Below are 17,204 nucleotides of genomic sequence, written 5' to 3' on the forward strand. Positions count from 1 at the left end.
GCCTCTTACGCGTATAGCGGATTTGTCTTGTCAGCGTCAATATTGAACTTTGCAATGGCTTTAACCACTACAGACTTGTCAATATCTCCACGTTTTACCAGTTCACTTAATGCCGCCACAACCACATAGCCAGCATTGACCTCAAAGTGACGACGTAAGTTTTCGCGGCTATCAGAGCGACCAAAACCATCAGTACCTAATACTTTGTATGATACAGAAGGCATAAATGCACGCACTTGTTCTGCGTAGTTTTTCATATAGTCTGTTGCTGCAATTGCAGGCTCAGTGCCCAGTATGGTAGTGATATACGCTTGTTTTGGCTCAGCGTCAGGATGCAACATGTTATAACGTTCTGCATCTTGGCCTTGACGCGTTAATTCGTTAAACGACGTCACAGAGAACACGTCTGATCCAACATCGTATTCTTCGCTCAATATTTGCGCAGCTTTACGTACTTCGTTCATGATAGTACCAGAGCTCATTAATTGAACTTTGTTGCTACCTTTATGTGATTCAAGTTTATAAATACCTTTACGAATGCCTTCCTCGCTGCCTGCTGGCATTGCTGGCATGGCATAGTTTTCATTCATCAAGGTTAAATAGTAGAACACGTTCTCTTGATCGCCATACATACGGCGAATACCGTCTTGCAAAATCACCGCAAGTTCGTATGCAAACGTAGGGTCATAGGAAATACAGTTTGGAATCGTGCTGGCTTGAACATGGCTGTGACCATCTTCATGCTGCAAACCTTCACCATTTAATGTGGTACGACCCGCTGTAGCACCTAATAGGAAACCACGTGCTTGTTGATCGCCCGCCATCCATGCCATGTCACCAACGCGTTGGAATCCAAACATTGAATAGTAGATATAAAATGGGATCATAGGTAAATCGTTAGTGCTGTATGACGTTGCCGCAGCAACCCATGAAGACATAGCACCTAACTCATTAATACCTTCTTGCAATACCTGGCCTGATGTCGCTTCTTTATAATAAGACACTACACTGCGGTCTTCAGGGGTATAAGCTTGACCTTGGGGGTTATAAATACCGACTTGGCGGAATAAACCTTCCATACCAAAAGTACGTGCCTCATCAGCAATAATCGGCACAATATTTTTGCCAATGCCTTCGTGCTTAAGCAAAGTATTTAAGGCACGAACAAACGACATTGTGGTAGAAATTTCACGCTTTTGCTCAACAAGTAGTGCACCAAATTCTTCCACTGTTGGTAACGATAATTTCTCGGTGAAATTAGGTAAACGTTGCGGCGTATAACCATGTAAGGCTTTACGACGTGCATGTAAATACTCATATTCTGCTGAGCCAGGCTCAAGTTTCAAATAAGGCAGTTCTGATACTTGCTCGTCACTTAATAAATCATCAATACCAAGACGGTTACGCAATTGCAGTACGTGCGTCATGTCCATCTTTTTCACGCCATGTGCAATGTTCTTGCCTTCTGCAGCTTCACCCATGCCATAACCTTTTACGGTTTTAGCTAAAATAACCGTTGGTTTGCCTTTGGTATCTTGTGCATTTTTGAACGCGGCATATAACTTAGAAGAGTCATGACCGCCACGTTTAAGGGCAAAGACTTGCGCATCTGTCATGTCAGATACTAGGGCCGCAGTTTCAGGATACTTACCAAAGAAATGCTCACGCACGTAAGCACCATCTTTTGACTTAAAGGTCTGATAATCACCATCAACAGTCTCGTTCATCAACTGAAGTAATTTGCCACTGGTATCTTTCGCAATTAGCGAATCCCAGTTATTGCCCCAAATCACTTTAACCACGTTCCAGCCAGCGCCTCTAAACAAGCCTTCTAGCTCTTGAATAATACTGCCGTTACCCATTACAGGGCCGTCTAGACGTTGTAAGTTACAGTTAATTAAGAAACATAAATTATCGAGTTTTTCACGCGAGGCAAAAGAGATAGCACCACGAGATTCAGGCTCGTCCATCTCACCGTCACCTAAAAAGGCATAAACACGCTGAGCTGAGGTATTCTTTAAACCACGACCATCAAGATACTTCAAAAAGCGTGCTTGATAAATCGCCGACATTGGCCCTAAACCCATCGATACGGTAGGGAATTGCCAAAATTCAGGCATTAACTTTGGATGCGGATATGACGGTAAACCTTTACCACCGACTTCCTGACGGAAGTTATCAAGCTGCTCTTCAGTTAATCGGCCTTCAACAAACGCACGAGAATAGATACCAGGAGAGATATGACCTTGGTAATAAACTAAATCACCACCATCGACTTCGTTCGGGGCACGGAAAAAGTGGTTAAAACACACTTCGTAAAATGATGCAGCCGACTGGAAAGAAGCCATGTGGCCACCAAGGTCTAAATCTTTTTTCGATGCACGCAACACGATCATAATGGCGTTCCAACGAATAACCGAACGAATTCGACGTTCAATTGTGGTATCACCAGGGTACGCCGGCTCTTGGGTCGTAGGAATAGTGTTGATATAGTTAGTATTGATACCCGTTGCCATAGCGACACCGTCTAAACGGGCTTTATCTAGCACTTTCTCGAGTAAATACTGAGCGCGCTCTAGGCCCTCTTCACGAACCACTGATTCTAAAGCAGACAACCACTCATTCGTTTCTAGCGGGTCAATATCATTTAGCATATGTTCAGACATTGCAGTCTTTTCCTATACGTTATACCTAAGACACCATTGAGAGTGTTTAGTGTATGTTAATAATAAAAAATCTTGTTAGCGACAGGCTTTAGTCTTGTTTAACTCACCTATACGCCGCTCTTTAAACGGCGCAAGCTACGCTGCAACCGACTATCTTCTTCTCTTACTGACAACATGACTTCTTCGATATAGCTTAAATGCTCATTCGACGCTTCACGTGCCGCATCAGGGTCTCGGCGTACAATCGCCGCCAATAACGCGCGGCGGTGATCATTTGCCATGGTGGAAGCTTCTTCACGACGACTAAGAAGTTCCAAATTTTGCGCCACATTTTTATGCAGCACAGGGGTTAAACTTAATACTAAATGAAGCATTGCCACATTGTGTGACGCCTCGGCTACGGCGCGATAAAAACGCACAATCGCATCCGCTTGCTCTTCAATACTGGGGGCATTTTCCACATCTAAAATACTATTTTGAATATTTTTCATGTCGGCGTCAGTGCCGCGTAATGCAGCAAAATACGCCATCATGCCTTCGGTGGCATGACGAAATTCAAGTAAATCGTATTGGCTTTCAGAATCGTTATGCATCAACTCAACAATAGGATCAGCAAGGCTTTGCCAGAGTTGTTCTTTAACATAAGTGCCACCGCCTTGACGGCGCATTAATAAACCTTTTGCTTCGAGCTTTTGAATAGCTTCGCGCAATGAAGGGCGCGACACTTCAAACTGGACCGCAAGTTCACGTTCAGGAGGTAATTTCTGGCCAGGCTGTAAACTGCCCTCAAGGATCATGCGCTCAAGTTGCTCCATGATCACATCAGAAATTTTTGGCTGGTTAATCTTGCTGTAAGCCATAATTGCGCTCAAACTCCCTTGAAAGCCTTATTGTAAATTGGTCTTACCAATTTATGTGAGAGCGCGCACTTTATCAAATCATCCTATTGATGTCTAGTTTCTAGCATAGTCACCAATTGCACTCTCAGATTAAGCAGCATAAACGAAAAAAATCGTTAAGGGGTCAGACCATTTGACAAAAGCCCGAAAAACACAATATCTAGGCTAACTAATGATCCCAAATATGGTCAAAACAGACACAAAAGTAAGCAGCAAAGTAAAGTTGCGTTTGGTCAGCGCCAATAGGGCTAATGTTGGTTGCACGCTAACAGGAGCAGGCCCAGCCTCGGGCAAAGACTCAGCCGCTAACGCAGTTTCAGTGACGACTAATTTAGCGCTACTGCGGGTATCGAACGCCCGTTTTCGCCAGGCTGTTAGCCCTTGTGAAAATTGCCCACTTAACACATATCCGAAACTGAATATTCTGCTAGGCAACCAATCAAACAGTCGCTGTAGGTGATCGATTAAGGGTAAAGACAAATCTTGTTTAATGTTTAAATCATAATAAAATCGAATGCTGCAATATAACACCGCCCCTACTGGGCCAAAACACACCAGAAACAAGGCTACAGCACCATAGTAACGATAATTAATCCACGCGACACTTTGGCCGACTTTAATACCCAAGTCACGTTCATCGACCGCATCAATGCATTCACTGCAATCAAGCTCTGCGGCGTAGCGATAACACGCTTGCACATCACCTCGACATGCCGCTTGCACGTATTTTTTAAAAATGTCACGTAAGTCCTGATGGCTAAAACACACTAAAGTCACCACAACCCACAGCAATAAACTCAGTAAATCGAACACTAAGCCATTCACTAACAACCCAATAGCAAACACCACAAAAGACGGTAATACTACCGCTATCGCTACACCCAAATCGGTTGATAACGACTTTTTATCCCAAAACTGTTTGTGATAACGCAGCATCAAGGTGTCAAATTGTAGACTGACCGGGAGTAATTTTAGTCGCTCGACTAAAATAGCGACCAGTAGTGCAAATAAAGCCATCTTGTATCCTTAGGGTGTAATAAAAGCATTACGCTCAATCATATAAAATAAGTTTAACGGTAAGCCTTTAGCATTATGTTAGCGTTAATTATGTTAACCCATTGCCTAAACCAAGCGCTTGTCGATACCTTAGCCAGTCAAAACTATTGCCAGGGTCGGTTTTACGGCCAGGGGCAATATCACAATGGCCAACTATCCGTAGTGGGTTAATCATAGGGTATTGCGCCATAATCTCCAGTGTTAGTTGTTCAAGGTTAAGGTATTGCGCATCTGTATAGGCAATATCATCCGTGCCTTCTAGCTCAATACCAATGGCAAAATCATTACAATTGGTTCTCCCCTCAAACTCAGATACCCCAGCATGCCAAGCCCTATCATCACAACTAACATATTGAACAATTTCACCGTCGCGGCGAATTAAAAAATGCGCCGACACTTGTAAACCCGCTAAATCGACAAAAGAATCGTCGGCAGCGCTTGCTGCATCAGTCTCTAAGCAGCCCTGAAATAATGCATCAATATAAGGTAAACCAAAACGGCCTGCTGGCAGGCTAATATTGTGGATAACCAATAAACTCACCTCATTATTAGGTCGAGCATTAAAATGCGGCGAAATACAGCGGCGCGCCTGGGGCAACCAACCTAAAGACATACTTGTGTATGATTTCATATTATATTCTTGTCAATGTTAAGGCCTATTGCAGGCCTATCTGGGTTCAGTCTCATTCCAAACAAGCCACTTTTATAGCGTTGTAACTGGTAATGAATTGTGCAATACCTAACACAGGTTCCAGCAATGTGGTAAGCGAATAAATTAACAGTAAAATAGCCTTAATACCACGGTCACAGCACTCACAACCCATTCAAAGTTATGTTAATCTATTAGCTTATACAGTGTTTTGTGTGACCTTTTATTCAAAACCTCGTCACCCAATATTCGCAAGGATTTAGCTTATGTTTGAAAATGATATCCGCCATGCAGTGAAAACCGCATTAAATGAAGACCTAGGGTATAGCGAACATCAAAATGTTGAACAAATGCTCAAAGCCGATATTACCGCCCAGCTTATTCCCGCTGACAAACACGTAGAAGGCAGCTTAATCACCCGTGAAGAAGGCGTATTTTGCGGTAAAGCCTGGGCAGAACAAGTGTTTAATCAGCTAGGCGGTGAAGTTGCCTTGCATTGGCACGTAGACGATGGCGACTTAGTCGTACCCAACCAAGTGTTATGTGACTTATCCGGTCCAGCCCGCGTCATTTTAACCGGCGAGCGCACCGCCATGAACTTTATTCAAACCTTATCAGGCGTCGCAAGTTTAACTAAACTGTATGTTAATAAACTCGCCGGCACCCATACTCGTTTACTCGACACCCGTAAAACCATTCCAGGCCTGCGCACCGCACAAAAATATGCGGTAACCTGTGGTGGGGGTAAAAATCATCGCATAGGCTTGTTTGACGCCTTCTTAATTAAAGAAAATCACATCATGGCCTGCGGTGGCATTACCCAGGCGATACAAGCTGCCCGCAAACTACACAGTGACAAACCCGTAGAAGTAGAAGTGGAATCTATTGCCGAGCTCACTCAAGCATTAGACGGTGGAAGCGACATCATCATGCTAGACAACTTTGATATCACCATGATGTTTGAAGCTGTCGCCTTAAATCAAACTTACAAAGATGCAGGCAAAGGCGCAAAATTAGAAGTGTCTGGCAATGTTACCATTGACACCTTAGCTGACTTTGCTAAAACAGGCGTCGATTACATCTCTGTAGGCGCACTGACTAAACATGTAAAAGCGTTAGACTTGTCGTTACGACTAAAAGGATAAAACTACTACGATAGCTCACCGCTTCGCTTAAGTGAGAAGCGGTAAGCTGTGCTGAGAAGTAATGCCCTAAACTGAGAAACGGTGAGTTGTACTAAAAGTGGCGAGTTGTAATAAGAAGCGCTGAGCCAACATTAACATCCTAAGCGTAACAAACCCTTTACTCGCACTAAAACCTTGATGCCTAAATGTGCTAATACACCTACTGTCGGCAGCAAGTTTTAGCGTCAGTTTTATGACCTAACACTTGCGACTGTCAAAAATTAGCCCTTATAAGTCAATAGTCAAAAAACAGTTGCAATATTTCATCCTAAAAACTGCCAAGTACAGAATATTTAAACATTAATTTCACTTTTACTGGATAAAAGTATTCCATTTTAGGTCACTTTATACTAACGTTTGCATTAGGCGAGTGGCCTTTCGGCCAGAACTTGATTTATTAAGAGTGTGTTTTTCAAACAACAGCCTATTTTTGACAAAGTTTACTGATAAATGATGTTACAAAATTGTGTTTTTATGAAATACTTGCTCTAGAAATAAGCAAATCAGCCGAAAAGTCATGTGTAGTTAGTTATAAATACTTGTTGGCACTTTGTTAAAAAGTGACATAGGCTTAAAAAGCCCTACAAAATGTTTAAAGCCTAGCTAAACTGATTAAACGTTGACTAAACCAAAGTTGATTACAACAAAAACTGAATTCATTGTTATTCAATGACTTCAACACTAGCAAATAATATGTGCCCGTAAGGCTTCGGCAACGATGGATGCCACTGAATACTTTAACAAACGGCAATACGATTTCATGTATAGCCGCCCGATATACATTTCAGTACCTAGGATTGGATAGGCCCAAGCACATTTACGGAGAGAAAAAATGAAAAGCATCAATCAAATTAAAAACGCTAAGGGTTTCACCCTTATTGAATTAATGATAGTAGTCGCGATCATCGGTATTTTAGCAGCAATCGCATTGCCGGCTTACCGTGACTATGTTGGTTCCGCTCACGGCGGCGCAGCAATGAAAGCTGTTGCATCATATACAACGAAAGCTGTTACTTGCGTTCAATCAGGCATTTCTTGTAACACACTAGTGGCTGACGCTGCTGCAGCACCAGGAATGTCAATAACAGGTTTGACAGGAGAAGGGATTGAAGGAACTTTAGTTTTTGCTGAAGGTTCTTGTACCTTAACCGCTACTATAACAGGTGACGGCAGAGTGACTTACGGCATTGTCTCTGCTGGTGCAGGTGCTACTTTAGCCCAATGTCAAGCTGGTGCGGGTATCTAATACCTTAATAAGCCTGTTATTTTATTTAGACGCCAAGAATGATACCTTTTTATTCTTGGCGTTTTTAGTTAGAGTATCTAAACATTATCAATTAATTCCTTCACTAGGAAAGTTATGCCTAATAACGGTTTGCATCTTGGTTTATCCACTCTTTTTATTCGCAAAGGTTTACTTAGCGAAGAGCAAACTTCATCTGCGATTGCTGAGTCGAGAAAGTCTAAAAACTCCTTAGTTACCACCATCATCAAATTAAAACTCCTTTCAGCCAGAGAAATTGCAGAACTGTGTTACGAAGAATATGGCACGCCACTTCTTGATTTAAATGAATATGATATCGCTGCAATACCTGAAGAGTTGCTCAATAAAAAGCTTATTGATAAACACCGCTGCCTGCCACTATTTAAACGAGGCAACCGTTTATATATAGCGACCTCAGACCCAACGAACATAGCCGCTTTAGAAGACTTTCAATTTAGTTTAGGCCTGCATGCAGAAGCCATTTTAGTTGAAGATGACAAGTTACATATTATTTTAGAAAAACTTGCTGAGGATGACTTAAGCAGCCTTGACCTTACAGGTTTAGATGAAGAAGCCTTAGCTAATATTGATGTCTCAGATACCAATCAACAAGATGAACAACAAGCTGAAAGTAGTGACGATGCCCCTATTGTAATTTACATTAATAAAATACTCACAGATGCGATTCGTAAAGGAGCATCTGACTTACATTTTGAACCCTATGAAAAACGCTACCGGATTCGTTTTAGAATTGACGGCATCTTACATGAGGTGTCGCAACCGCCAGTTAATCTATCTGCGCGTATATCAGCCCGTTTAAAGGTCATGTCAAAGCTTGATATTGCCGAGCGCCGCGTGCCGCAAGATGGCCGGATTAAAATGAAACTGTCGCGAACTAAATCTATCGATTTTCGTGTCAGCAGCTTGCCCACTATTTGGGGCGAAAAAATTGTAATGCGTATTTTGGATTCATCTTCTGCGCAGCTGGGCATTGAAAAGCTCGGTTATGAAGATGACCAACGTTTGCTGTATGAAGAAATGCTTGCCAAACCCCAGGGGATGATTTTAGTTACTGGCCCGACGGGTTCGGGTAAAACCGTTTCCTTATACACTGGCTTAAATATTCTAAATACCGAAGAGCGCAACATCTCTACCGCAGAAGATCCGGTAGAAATTAACTTAGAAGGGGTTAACCAGGTTCACATTAACTTGAAAGCAGGTTTAACCTTCGCTTCAGCGCTACGTTCATTCTTACGTCAAGACCCCGATGTGGTCATGGTAGGTGAAATACGTGATTTAGAAACCGCTGAAATTGCCATTAAGGCCGCGCAAACCGGTCATTTAGTATTATCGACGCTACACACTAACTCGGCAGCGGAAACCCTTACCCGTTTAATCAATATGGGTGTGCCAGGCTATAACATCGCCAGCTCAGTGAATTTAATTATTGCCCAGCGTTTAGCAAGACGTTTATGCCCAGAATGTAAACAGCCTGAAGATGTACCCGCTGCAGAATTATTGCGCCTTGGTTTTAATCAACAAAACATAGATGACGGGTTTACGGTTTATAAACCCTGCGGCTGTGATTTATGTTCCGGCGGCTACAAAGGTCGTGTCGGCATTTATGAAGTAATGAAAATATCTGACGCCATTGCGCGGACTATTATGGAAAGTGGTAATTCTTTGCAGATTGCCCAACAGGCAAAAACCGAAGGCATGCGCGATTTGCGCCAGTCAGGATTACTAAAGGTAGTTCATGGTGTAACCAGTATTGCTGAAGTTAATCGAGTGACTAGCTTTAATTAGAGACTTAGATAAAAATATCATTTTAGATATTTGTTCACTATTCGCTTACAATTAAAATAAATAATCAATATGTAAGCCTAATTTCAAGGAATCGCTTTATGGCCACTGCTGCAGCGAAAAGAAAAACCTCTAACAAAAAAAGGAATGTAAAGCACCAGCCAAAAGTATTTACCTTCGAATGGAAAGGGGTCAATCGCGATGGACAAAAAACCTCAGGCGAACTACGTGGTTCAACCATTGCTGAGATTAGAGGAATTTTAAAAGCACAGGGAGTGTCTCCCAAGACTGTTAGAAAAAAATCAGCCCCACTGTTCAAACTAGGTGACCCTAAAATCACAGCTATGGATATGGCGATGATTACCCGTCAAATAGCCACAATGTTGGCTGCCGGAGTACCTTTAGTCACCACTATAGAACTACTGGGTCGAGGCCATGAAAAAGCTAAAATGCGTGAATTACTGGGCGGCATTTTATCTGATGTTCAATCGGGCATTCCGCTATCAGATGCACTTCGTCCCCACCGCAGATATTTTGATGAGCTCTATGTAGATTTAGTCGCTGCAGGTGAGCATTCAGGTGCTTTAGATATCGTATTTGACCGTATCGCAACTTACCGTGAAAAGTCAGAGCAACTAAAATCTAAAATTAAAAAAGCCATGTTCTATCCTGCTGCTGTTGTGGTAGTCGCCATTTTAGTCACAACAATGTTGTTATTATTCGTCGTACCACAATTTGAAGAAATTTTCAGAGGGTTCGGTGCAGAGTTGCCTGCATTTACTCAATTTGTATTAGGTATTTCGAGAGCCCTACAATCATCATGGTACGTTATTTTAGGGCTAGTCGTAGCAGCTGTTTTTCTATTTGTAAGGGCCCATCGAAATTCACAAATTGTCAGAGACCAAGTCGATACACTTATTCTGAAAATACCGGCAATAGGTGACATTTTACATAAAGGGGCAATGGCACGTTTTGCCCGCACACTAGCGACAACGTTTACCGCAGGTGTACCACTAATTGATGGTTTAGAATCAGCAGCTGGCGCTTCAGGTAATGCGGTATATCGCATTGCATTGCTAAAAGTGCGTCAAGAAGTGATGTCTGGTATGCAAATGAACGTGGCTATGCGTACTACAGAACTTTTCCCCGATATGCTTATTCAAATGGTGATGATTGGCGAAGAATCAGGCTCATTGGATAACATGCTAAATAAAGTTGCTAACATATATGAAATGCAAGTAGATGATGCTGTCGATGCATTATCGAGCTTAATTGAGCCAATAATGATGGTAGTGATTGGTACCCTTGTTGGTGGTTTAATTGTCGCTATGTATCTACCAATCTTCCAAATGGGTAAAATAGTTAGCTAACTCTTATCAAATATAATAAATAAGAATAATTAATGACTGAATTTATTTCAATTTTCGTTACCACAATGAGCCAATATCCTTTGGCTTTTGTGGTAATTAGCTTTATCTTTGCCGCCACTATTGGCAGCTTTCTCAATGTCGTTATCCACCGTTTACCGGTTATGATGAAGCGTGAATGGCAAAGTGAGTGTAACTTTTACTTAACTGAATATCATCCTGATATTGTCCAGCAAGTCGGTGAAAAACGCTTAGCTAAATCGATAGATGAGTTCCCAGTAAAGTATAACCTTATAGTGCCAGGCTCCGCTTGTCCGAAATGTAAGGCCAATATCAAACCCTGGCATAATTTACCCGTTTTAGGTTGGTTAATTTTAAAAGGTCAATGCGCCAGCTGTAAGACTGCTATTTCAGCTCGTTACCCTGTGATGGAATTGATTACCGGCGTAATGGTGGCCACCTTGGCATTTTATTTTGGCCCTACGACTCAATTTCTGTTTGCCGCGATACTGACGTTCTTTTTGGTAGCGTTAACCGGCATTGATTTAGATGAAATGCTATTACCCGATCAACTCACCTTACCCTTACTCTGGTTAGGGCTGCTGATTAACTTGCAAGGAGTGTTTACCAGTTCTAGCGATGCATTAATTGGCGCAGCTGCCGGATACTTAAGTCTTTGGTCGGTATTTTGGCTATTTAAACTAGTCACAGGCAAAGAAGGTATGGGTTATGGTGATTTTAAATTAATGGCGGTATTCGGTGCATGGCTAGGTTGGCAAATGCTACCACTGATCATTTTATTATCATCGTTAGTGGGCGCTATTGTGGGCATCACTATGATAGCGACCAAAAAACTGCATGCAGGTAAACCGATCCCATTTGGCCCATATATTGCGCTAGCCGGCTGGATAGCCCTTATTTGGGGCCAAGATATCATAAACTGGTATTTGAGCACGCTTATTTAATGCTAACTATTTTATCTAAACAATCACATGTCTAACTTTATTGTCGGTCTTACTGGCGGCATCGGCAGCGGCAAAACCACAGTTGCTAATTTATTTGCTGATTTAGGCATCACCTTAGTTGATGCCGACATTGTCGCCAGACAAGTAGTAGAGCCAAACTCAAGCGGTTTACAACAGATTATCCAACATTTCGGTGCGGATATATGTCTGGCCGATGGTTCGTTAAATCGCAGCAAGCTGAGAGATATTATTTTTAACCAACCAGAACAACGCGACTGGGTAAATAACTTATTACATCCAATGATCCGTAATGCTATGTTACAGCAGGTAAAAAATGCTGTATCTGACTATGTCATTTTGGTTGTTCCCTTGCTATTTGAGAATGGGTTAGATAAGTTAGTCAATACAACTTTAGTAGTGGACATTTCACCTGAGTTGCAAATTTCAAGGACGAGTAAACGTGATAACGTGGCTTCAACGCAAGTTGAACAAATTATTCAAAGCCAAATATCACGTCAACAACGGTTATCTAAAGCCGATGATATTGTTGATAATCAAGGAGAGTTAAACGTGCTACGGGACAAAGTAGCTTTGTTACATCACAAATATTTGAAATTGGCGAAAACACTTAACTCCGATGACTGAACTAATATACGAACAACCACTGAATGAAAAAATTCGTAGTTATTTACGGTTAGAATATCTGTCGACACAAATACAAGCTAATTTGATCCAAGATCATCAACATCGCTGTTTTTATCCGCTATTTTCGCTTTGTGAATTAACCGACCGTTGTGACTATCGTTCCGATGTATTAAAAGATATCGACCGCCATATAATAATGTTGTCAAAGTGGCTCGAATTACCCCATGTTGATAAAGTACAAATTAACGAATTAATTAACCGTTTAATACAATCAAAAGCGCAGTTACAAACCTCAGATAGAATTGGTGTTCATCTTAAAAAAGATAAATTTATTTCTGCATTACGACAGCGTTTTGGAATGCCCGGAGCTTGTTGTAACTTCGATTTGCCCCAATTACACTTTTGGTTAGCTAAGCCCTGGAAAGAACGTCAAATTGATCTTCAATGCTGGGTTGATCAATTTCAACCTCTGCTTACCCCAATCACCTTACTACTTGAACTTATCCGCAGTACTGCAGATTTTTGTCCTACTGAAGCAAAAGCAGGTTTTTATCAAGGTGATAGCGGACAACCACTTGCGTTAATTCGCGTTAAAGTAGACGTATCTCAAGGGTGCTACCCAACAATTAGTGGCCACCGTAACCGTTACGCCATTCACTTTGTTGATTTTGACCAACTTCGCCATACCGACAAAACAATTCAATTCTTGCTGGCTACTTGCAGCTAAACCTTTTAAGATCTTGCAGAATCTTACTTCTTCATTATTCAAGTATATAAATTATGCCATTGACTGTTAATTGCCCCATCTGTAAAACCCAAGTGGAATGGGTAGCTGAATCTAAATTTAAACCCTTTTGCAGTGAGCGCTGTAAATTGATCGACCTAGGTGACTGGGCTGATGAAAAACATGTTATTCCCGTTACTGCACCACTAGACCCTGATATGTATGATGACTTAGGTTATGACGAACTGGGATTAAACGAATCCTCTTTCTTTAAAGAAGACTAACTCTACCTAAGCGATATTGGAATACACATTATGCAAAAGCGAATTCATGTGGCCGTAGGTGTCATCATTAACCAAGATAATCATATTCTATTGGCTAAAAGGCACGGACACCTTCACCAAGGCGGTAAATGGGAATTCCCAGGCGGTAAGGTGGAAGTCAGTGAAACAGTCACAGAGGCATTAATTAGAGAGCTAAAAGAAGAAGTAAACTTAGATGTAACCACCTCTATACCCTTCATGGATATTATCCATGATTATCCAGATAAACATGTCAGATTAGATATTCATTTAGTCACTGATTTTTCAAATCAAGCAAAGGGTTTAGAAGGACAGCAGATACAATGGGTGCCAATCAATCAGCTTCAGCAATTTGATTTTCCAGAAGCGAATCAAGCAATAGTTGATAAAATTTTAGCTGAATTAGCCTAGCTCTATTCTGCAGTAATAGTTTCAATAGCCCAAACAGATTTGTGTGGGCTTTTTTGTATTCATCACTAAAAAAACCTCACTACATTTGATCAATATTTTCACATGGGTATATCGGCTATACAACTGCCATTAACTAATATCATTCCCTAATATCAAAGATTAGTTCAACACAAATCATAGACGTAAAAAGCCCGTTACTTCAGTAACGGGCATATCACTACTCTTGCGAGTAAATATATATAACGCCTGGAAATAACTTACTCTCACCTGGGCATATCGGCCACACTATGTTTAATGTAAATTGTATGACTCATGCTCAAGAATAGTTTTTCGTCGTAAACAAAAAGGCCACTCAATTAGAGTGGCCTTGCTGTTTTATTTAGCGCCTGGAAATGACCTACTCTCACATGGGGAGACCCCACACTACCATCGGCGATACTGTGTTTCACTTCTGAGTTCGGAATGGGATCAGGTGGTGCCACAGCTCTATAGTTTCCAGACAAATTCTACTAGGACAATACACTAGATTATTCGTGGTGCTGATACCCAGAATCGAACTGGGGACCTCATCCTTACCAAGGATGCGCTCTACCGACTGAGCCATATCAGCAAAACTTGCTTTATATTATTACTCATCATTATGACTAGTAATTTTATTTGGCGCCTGGAAATGACCTACTCTCACATGGGGAGACCCCACACTACCATCGGCGATACTGTGTTTCACTTCTGAGTTCGGAATGGGATCAGGTGGTGCCACAGCTCTATGGTTTCCAGACAAATTTGGTTTATCTAACACACTCATGTGCATTAAATAATAATTCGGAAAGCTGATTGCTTTATCTGAGTTTGAGTCTCGTTACACTATTTAAGCGTCCCATTCTAATACTAAGTCGTATCAGTAAAACCCATCTGGGTTGTATGGTTAAGCCTCACGGGTCATTAGTACAAGTTAGCTCAACGCCTCACAACGCTTACACACCTTGCCTATCAACGTAGTAGTCTCCTACGGCCCTTTAGAGAGCTTAAAGCTCTAGGGATGACTCATCTTGGGGCTCGCTTCCCGCTTAGATGCTTTCAGCGGTTATCGATTCCGAACGTAGCTACCGGGCAATGCCATTGGCATGACAACCCGAACACCAGCGGTTCGTCCACTCCGGTCCTCTCGTACTAGGAGCAGCTCCCCTCAATCATCCAACGCCCACGGCAGATAGGGACCGAACTGTCTCACGACGTTCTGAACCCAGCTCGCGTACCACTTTAAATGGCGAACAGCCATACCCTTGGGACCGACTTCAGCCCCAGGATGTGATGAGCCGACATCGAGGTGCCAAACACCGCCGTCGATATGAACTCTTGGGCGGTATCAGCCTGTTATCCCCGGAGTACCTTTTATCCGTTGAGCGATGGCCCTTCCATTCAGAACCACCGGATCACTATGACCTACTTTCGTACCTGCTCGACGTGTATGTCTCGCAGTTAAGCTGGCTTATGCCATTGCACTAACCGTACGATGTCCGACCGTACTTAGCCAACCTTCGTGCTCCTCCGTTACTCTTTGGGAGGAGACCGCCCCAGTCAAACTACCCACCAGGCACTGTCCTCAACCCCGATAAGGGGCCAGAGTTAGAACATCAAAACTACAAGGGTGGTATTTCAAGATTGACTCCACTCCATCTAGCGACGAAGCTTCAAAGTCTCCCACCTATCCTACACATGTAGGTTCAATGTTCAGTGCCAAGCTATAGTAAAGGTTCACGGGGTCTTTCCGTCTAGCCGCGGGTATACGGCATCTTCACCGCAATTTCAACTTCACTGAGTCTCGGCTGGAGACAGCGTGGCCATCATTACGCCATTCGTGCAGGTCGGAACTTACCCGACAAGGAATTTCGCTACCTTAGGACCGTTATAGTTACGGCCGCCGTTTACCGGGGCTTCGATCATGAGCTTCTCTTGCGATAACCCAATCAATTAACCTTCCGGCACCGGGCAGGCGTCACACCGTATACGTCATCTTGCGATTTTGCACAGTGCTGTGTTTTTGATAAACAGTTGCAGCCACCTGGTATCTGCGACTGCCGTCAGCTTAGGGAGCAAGTCCCATCACCAACAGCAGCGTACCTTCTCCCGAAGTTACGGTACCATTTTGCCTAGTTCCTTCAGCCGAGTTCTCTCAAGCGCCTTGGTATTCTCTACCCGACCACCTGTGTCGGTTTGGGGTACGATCCCTACTAACCTGAAGCTTAGAAGATTTTCCTGGAAGCATGGCATCAACTACTTCATCACCTTAGTGACTCGTCATCAGCTCTCAACGTGTACATTTAAGTACGTGTTCCCGGATTTGCCTAAGAACACCGCCTACTACCTTAAACGCGGACTACCAACGCCGCGCTAGCCTAGCCTTCTCCGTCTCTCCATCGCAGTTAGCAGAGGTACAGAAATATTAATCTGTTTTCCATCGATTACGCCTTTCGGCCTCACCTTAGGGGTCGACTCACCCTGCCCCGATTAACGTTGGACAGGAACCCTTGGTCTTTCGGCGAGGGAGTTTTTCACTCCCTTTATCGTTACTCATGTCAGCATTCGCACTTCTGATACGTCCAGTGTGGGTTACCCCTTCACCTTCAACCGCTTACAGAACGCTCCTCTACCGCTTGCAGTAAACTGCAAACCCGTAGCTTCGGTGGTATGTTTAGCCCCGTTAAATCTTCCGCGCAGGCCGACTCGACTAGTGAGCTATTACGCTTTCTTTAAATGATGGCTGCTTCTAAGCCAACATCCTAGCTGTCTAAGCCTTCCCACATCGTTTCCCACTTAACATACACTTTGGGACCTTAGCTGACGGTCTGGGTTGTTTCCCTTTTGACAACGGACGTTAGCACCCGCTGTCTGTCTCCCGAGTAGTACTCATTGGTATTCGGAGTTTGCAAAGGGTTGGTAAGTCGGGATGACCCCCTAGCCTTAACAGTGCTCTACCCCCAATGGTATTCGCTCGAGGCGCTACCTAAATAGCTTTCGAGGAGAACCAGATATCTCCGAGTTTGATTGGCCTTTCACCCCCAGCCACAAGTCATCCGCTCATTTTTCAACATAAGTCGGTTCGGTCCTCCAGTTGATGTTACTCAACCTTCAACCTGCCCATGGCTAGATCACTCGGTTTCGGGTCTACGCCTTGCAACTAAACGCGCAGTTAACACTCGGTTTCCCTACGGCTCCGCTATTCGCTTAACCTCGCTACAAAACGTAAGTCGCTGACCCATTATACAAAA

Annotated in this window: 13 protein-coding genes, 1 tRNA gene and 3 rRNA genes (1 of these 17 running past the window's edge); 9 read left to right on the forward strand and 8 right to left on the reverse strand. The window is 42.9% G+C overall.

The genetic code is table 11. From position 1 onward, the window contains the following. Window positions 1-5: 5 nt before the first annotated feature. From aceE to ampD, 4 genes are all read right to left on the reverse strand, one after another. Window positions 6-2,666, reverse strand: coding sequence for a pyruvate dehydrogenase (acetyl-transferring), homodimeric type (gene aceE, locus ACRWP9_RS00715; protein ID WP_434927429.1), 2,661 nt, complete (start codon window positions 2,664-2,666; stop codon window positions 6-8). A gap of 107 nt (window positions 2,667-2,773) precedes the next feature. Beyond that, window positions 2,774-3,526, reverse strand: a complete 753-nt coding sequence (gene pdhR, locus ACRWP9_RS00720) for a pyruvate dehydrogenase complex transcriptional repressor PdhR (RefSeq protein ID WP_226412775.1) — start codon at window positions 3,524-3,526, stop codon at window positions 2,774-2,776. Between the two features lie 204 nt (window positions 3,527-3,730). After that, the gene (ampE, locus tag ACRWP9_RS00725; RefSeq protein ID WP_434927430.1) at window positions 3,731-4,582 is read right to left on the reverse strand and encodes a beta-lactamase regulator AmpE; all 852 of its coding nucleotides are present in this window, start codon (window positions 4,580-4,582) and stop codon (window positions 3,731-3,733) included. A gap of 88 nt (window positions 4,583-4,670) precedes the next feature. After that, on the reverse strand, window positions 4,671-5,252 hold the full coding sequence (gene ampD / locus ACRWP9_RS00730) for a 1,6-anhydro-N-acetylmuramyl-L-alanine amidase AmpD (protein WP_434927431.1): 582 nt from the start codon (window positions 5,250-5,252) through the stop codon (window positions 4,671-4,673). A gap of 284 nt (window positions 5,253-5,536) precedes the next feature. On the opposite strand from ampD, the gene nadC reads away from it, so the two are divergent. The 9 genes from nadC (at window position 5,537) to mutT (ending at window position 13,935) form a co-directional block, all read left to right on the forward strand. Further along, window positions 5,537-6,415 carry a carboxylating nicotinate-nucleotide diphosphorylase gene (nadC, locus tag ACRWP9_RS00735; RefSeq protein ID WP_434927432.1) on the forward strand — a complete coding sequence of 293 codons (879 nt, stop codon included), beginning with the start codon at window positions 5,537-5,539 and terminating at the stop codon, window positions 6,413-6,415. A gap of 871 nt (window positions 6,416-7,286) precedes the next feature. Beyond that, window positions 7,287-7,700, forward strand: coding sequence for a prepilin-type N-terminal cleavage/methylation domain-containing protein (locus ACRWP9_RS00740; RefSeq protein ID WP_434927433.1), 414 nt, complete (start codon window positions 7,287-7,289; stop codon window positions 7,698-7,700). 114 nt (window positions 7,701-7,814) lie between these two features. Further along, entirely contained in the window at window positions 7,815-9,524 is a 1,710-nt protein-coding gene (pilB, locus tag ACRWP9_RS00745) for a type IV-A pilus assembly ATPase PilB (RefSeq protein WP_434927434.1), read from the forward strand. Window positions 9,525-9,622: 98 nt separating this feature from the next. Continuing rightward, window positions 9,623-10,891 carry a type II secretion system F family protein gene (locus ACRWP9_RS00750; RefSeq protein ID WP_434927435.1) on the forward strand — a complete coding sequence of 423 codons (1,269 nt, stop codon included), beginning with the start codon at window positions 9,623-9,625 and terminating at the stop codon, window positions 10,889-10,891. Between the two features lie 32 nt (window positions 10,892-10,923). Beyond that, on the forward strand, window positions 10,924-11,853 hold the full coding sequence (locus ACRWP9_RS00755) for a prepilin peptidase (protein ID WP_434927436.1): 930 nt from the start codon (window positions 10,924-10,926) through the stop codon (window positions 11,851-11,853). 27 nt (window positions 11,854-11,880) lie between these two features. Beyond that, window positions 11,881-12,498, forward strand: coding sequence for a dephospho-CoA kinase (coaE, locus tag ACRWP9_RS00760; RefSeq protein ID WP_434927437.1), 618 nt, complete (start codon window positions 11,881-11,883; stop codon window positions 12,496-12,498). Beyond that, window positions 12,491-13,225 carry a cell division protein ZapD gene (zapD, locus tag ACRWP9_RS00765; protein WP_434927438.1) on the forward strand — a complete coding sequence of 245 codons (735 nt, stop codon included), beginning with the start codon at window positions 12,491-12,493 and terminating at the stop codon, window positions 13,223-13,225. The genes coaE and zapD overlap by 8 nt, the downstream gene beginning before the upstream one ends. A 53-nt stretch (window positions 13,226-13,278) precedes the next feature. Further along, the gene (gene yacG / locus ACRWP9_RS00770) at window positions 13,279-13,506 is read left to right on the forward strand and encodes a DNA gyrase inhibitor YacG (RefSeq protein ID WP_226412757.1); all 228 of its coding nucleotides are present in this window, start codon (window positions 13,279-13,281) and stop codon (window positions 13,504-13,506) included. Window positions 13,507-13,536: 30 nt separating this feature from the next. Continuing rightward, window positions 13,537-13,935, forward strand: coding sequence for an 8-oxo-dGTP diphosphatase MutT (gene mutT / locus ACRWP9_RS00775; RefSeq protein WP_434927439.1), 399 nt, complete (start codon window positions 13,537-13,539; stop codon window positions 13,933-13,935). Between the two features lie 384 nt (window positions 13,936-14,319). Here mutT and rrf (ACRWP9_RS00780) read toward each other — a convergent pair. The 4 genes from rrf (ACRWP9_RS00780) to ACRWP9_RS00795 all read right to left on the reverse strand — a co-directional run. Next, a 5S ribosomal RNA gene (gene rrf / locus ACRWP9_RS00780) occupies window positions 14,320-14,435 on the reverse strand. Between the two features lie 34 nt (window positions 14,436-14,469). After that, window positions 14,470-14,545: transfer RNA gene (locus ACRWP9_RS00785), tRNA-Thr, on the reverse strand. Between the two features lie 52 nt (window positions 14,546-14,597). Beyond that, a 5S ribosomal RNA gene (rrf, locus tag ACRWP9_RS00790) occupies window positions 14,598-14,713 on the reverse strand. A 143-nt stretch (window positions 14,714-14,856) separates the two neighbouring features. Then, window positions 14,857-17,204 (reverse strand): 23S ribosomal RNA (locus ACRWP9_RS00795) (it continues 555 nt past the right edge of the window).

The sequence above is a fragment of the Shewanella sp. HL-SH2 genome, from assembly GCF_051164935.1.
In the GTDB taxonomy this organism is placed as follows: Bacteria; Pseudomonadota; Gammaproteobacteria; order Enterobacterales; family Shewanellaceae; genus Shewanella; species Shewanella glacialimarina.

Excerpts from the sequence above, each read along its gene's own strand:
- aceE (WP_434927429.1), bottom strand. The coding sequence starts at position 2,666 with ATGTCTGAACATATGCTAAATGATATTGACCCGCTAGAAACGAATGAG.
- pdhR (WP_226412775.1), bottom strand. The coding sequence starts at position 3,526 with ATGGCTTACAGCAAGATTAACCAGCCAAAAATTTCTGATGTGATCATG.
- ampE (WP_434927430.1), bottom strand. The coding sequence starts at position 4,582 with ATGGCTTTATTTGCACTACTGGTCGCTATTTTAGTCGAGCGACTAAAA.
- ampD (WP_434927431.1), bottom strand. The coding sequence starts at position 5,252 with ATGAAATCATACACAAGTATGTCTTTAGGTTGGTTGCCCCAGGCGCGC.
- nadC (WP_434927432.1), top strand. The coding sequence starts at position 5,537 with ATGTTTGAAAATGATATCCGCCATGCAGTGAAAACCGCATTAAATGAA.
- ACRWP9_RS00740 (WP_434927433.1), top strand. The coding sequence starts at position 7,287 with ATGAAAAGCATCAATCAAATTAAAAACGCTAAGGGTTTCACCCTTATT.
- pilB (WP_434927434.1), top strand. The coding sequence starts at position 7,815 with ATGCCTAATAACGGTTTGCATCTTGGTTTATCCACTCTTTTTATTCGC.
- ACRWP9_RS00750 (WP_434927435.1), top strand. The coding sequence starts at position 9,623 with ATGGCCACTGCTGCAGCGAAAAGAAAAACCTCTAACAAAAAAAGGAAT.
- ACRWP9_RS00755 (WP_434927436.1), top strand. The coding sequence starts at position 10,924 with ATGACTGAATTTATTTCAATTTTCGTTACCACAATGAGCCAATATCCT.
- coaE (WP_434927437.1), top strand. The coding sequence starts at position 11,881 with ATGTCTAACTTTATTGTCGGTCTTACTGGCGGCATCGGCAGCGGCAAA.
- zapD (WP_434927438.1), top strand. The coding sequence starts at position 12,491 with ATGACTGAACTAATATACGAACAACCACTGAATGAAAAAATTCGTAGT.
- yacG (WP_226412757.1), top strand. The coding sequence starts at position 13,279 with ATGCCATTGACTGTTAATTGCCCCATCTGTAAAACCCAAGTGGAATGG.
- mutT (WP_434927439.1), top strand. The coding sequence starts at position 13,537 with ATGCAAAAGCGAATTCATGTGGCCGTAGGTGTCATCATTAACCAAGAT.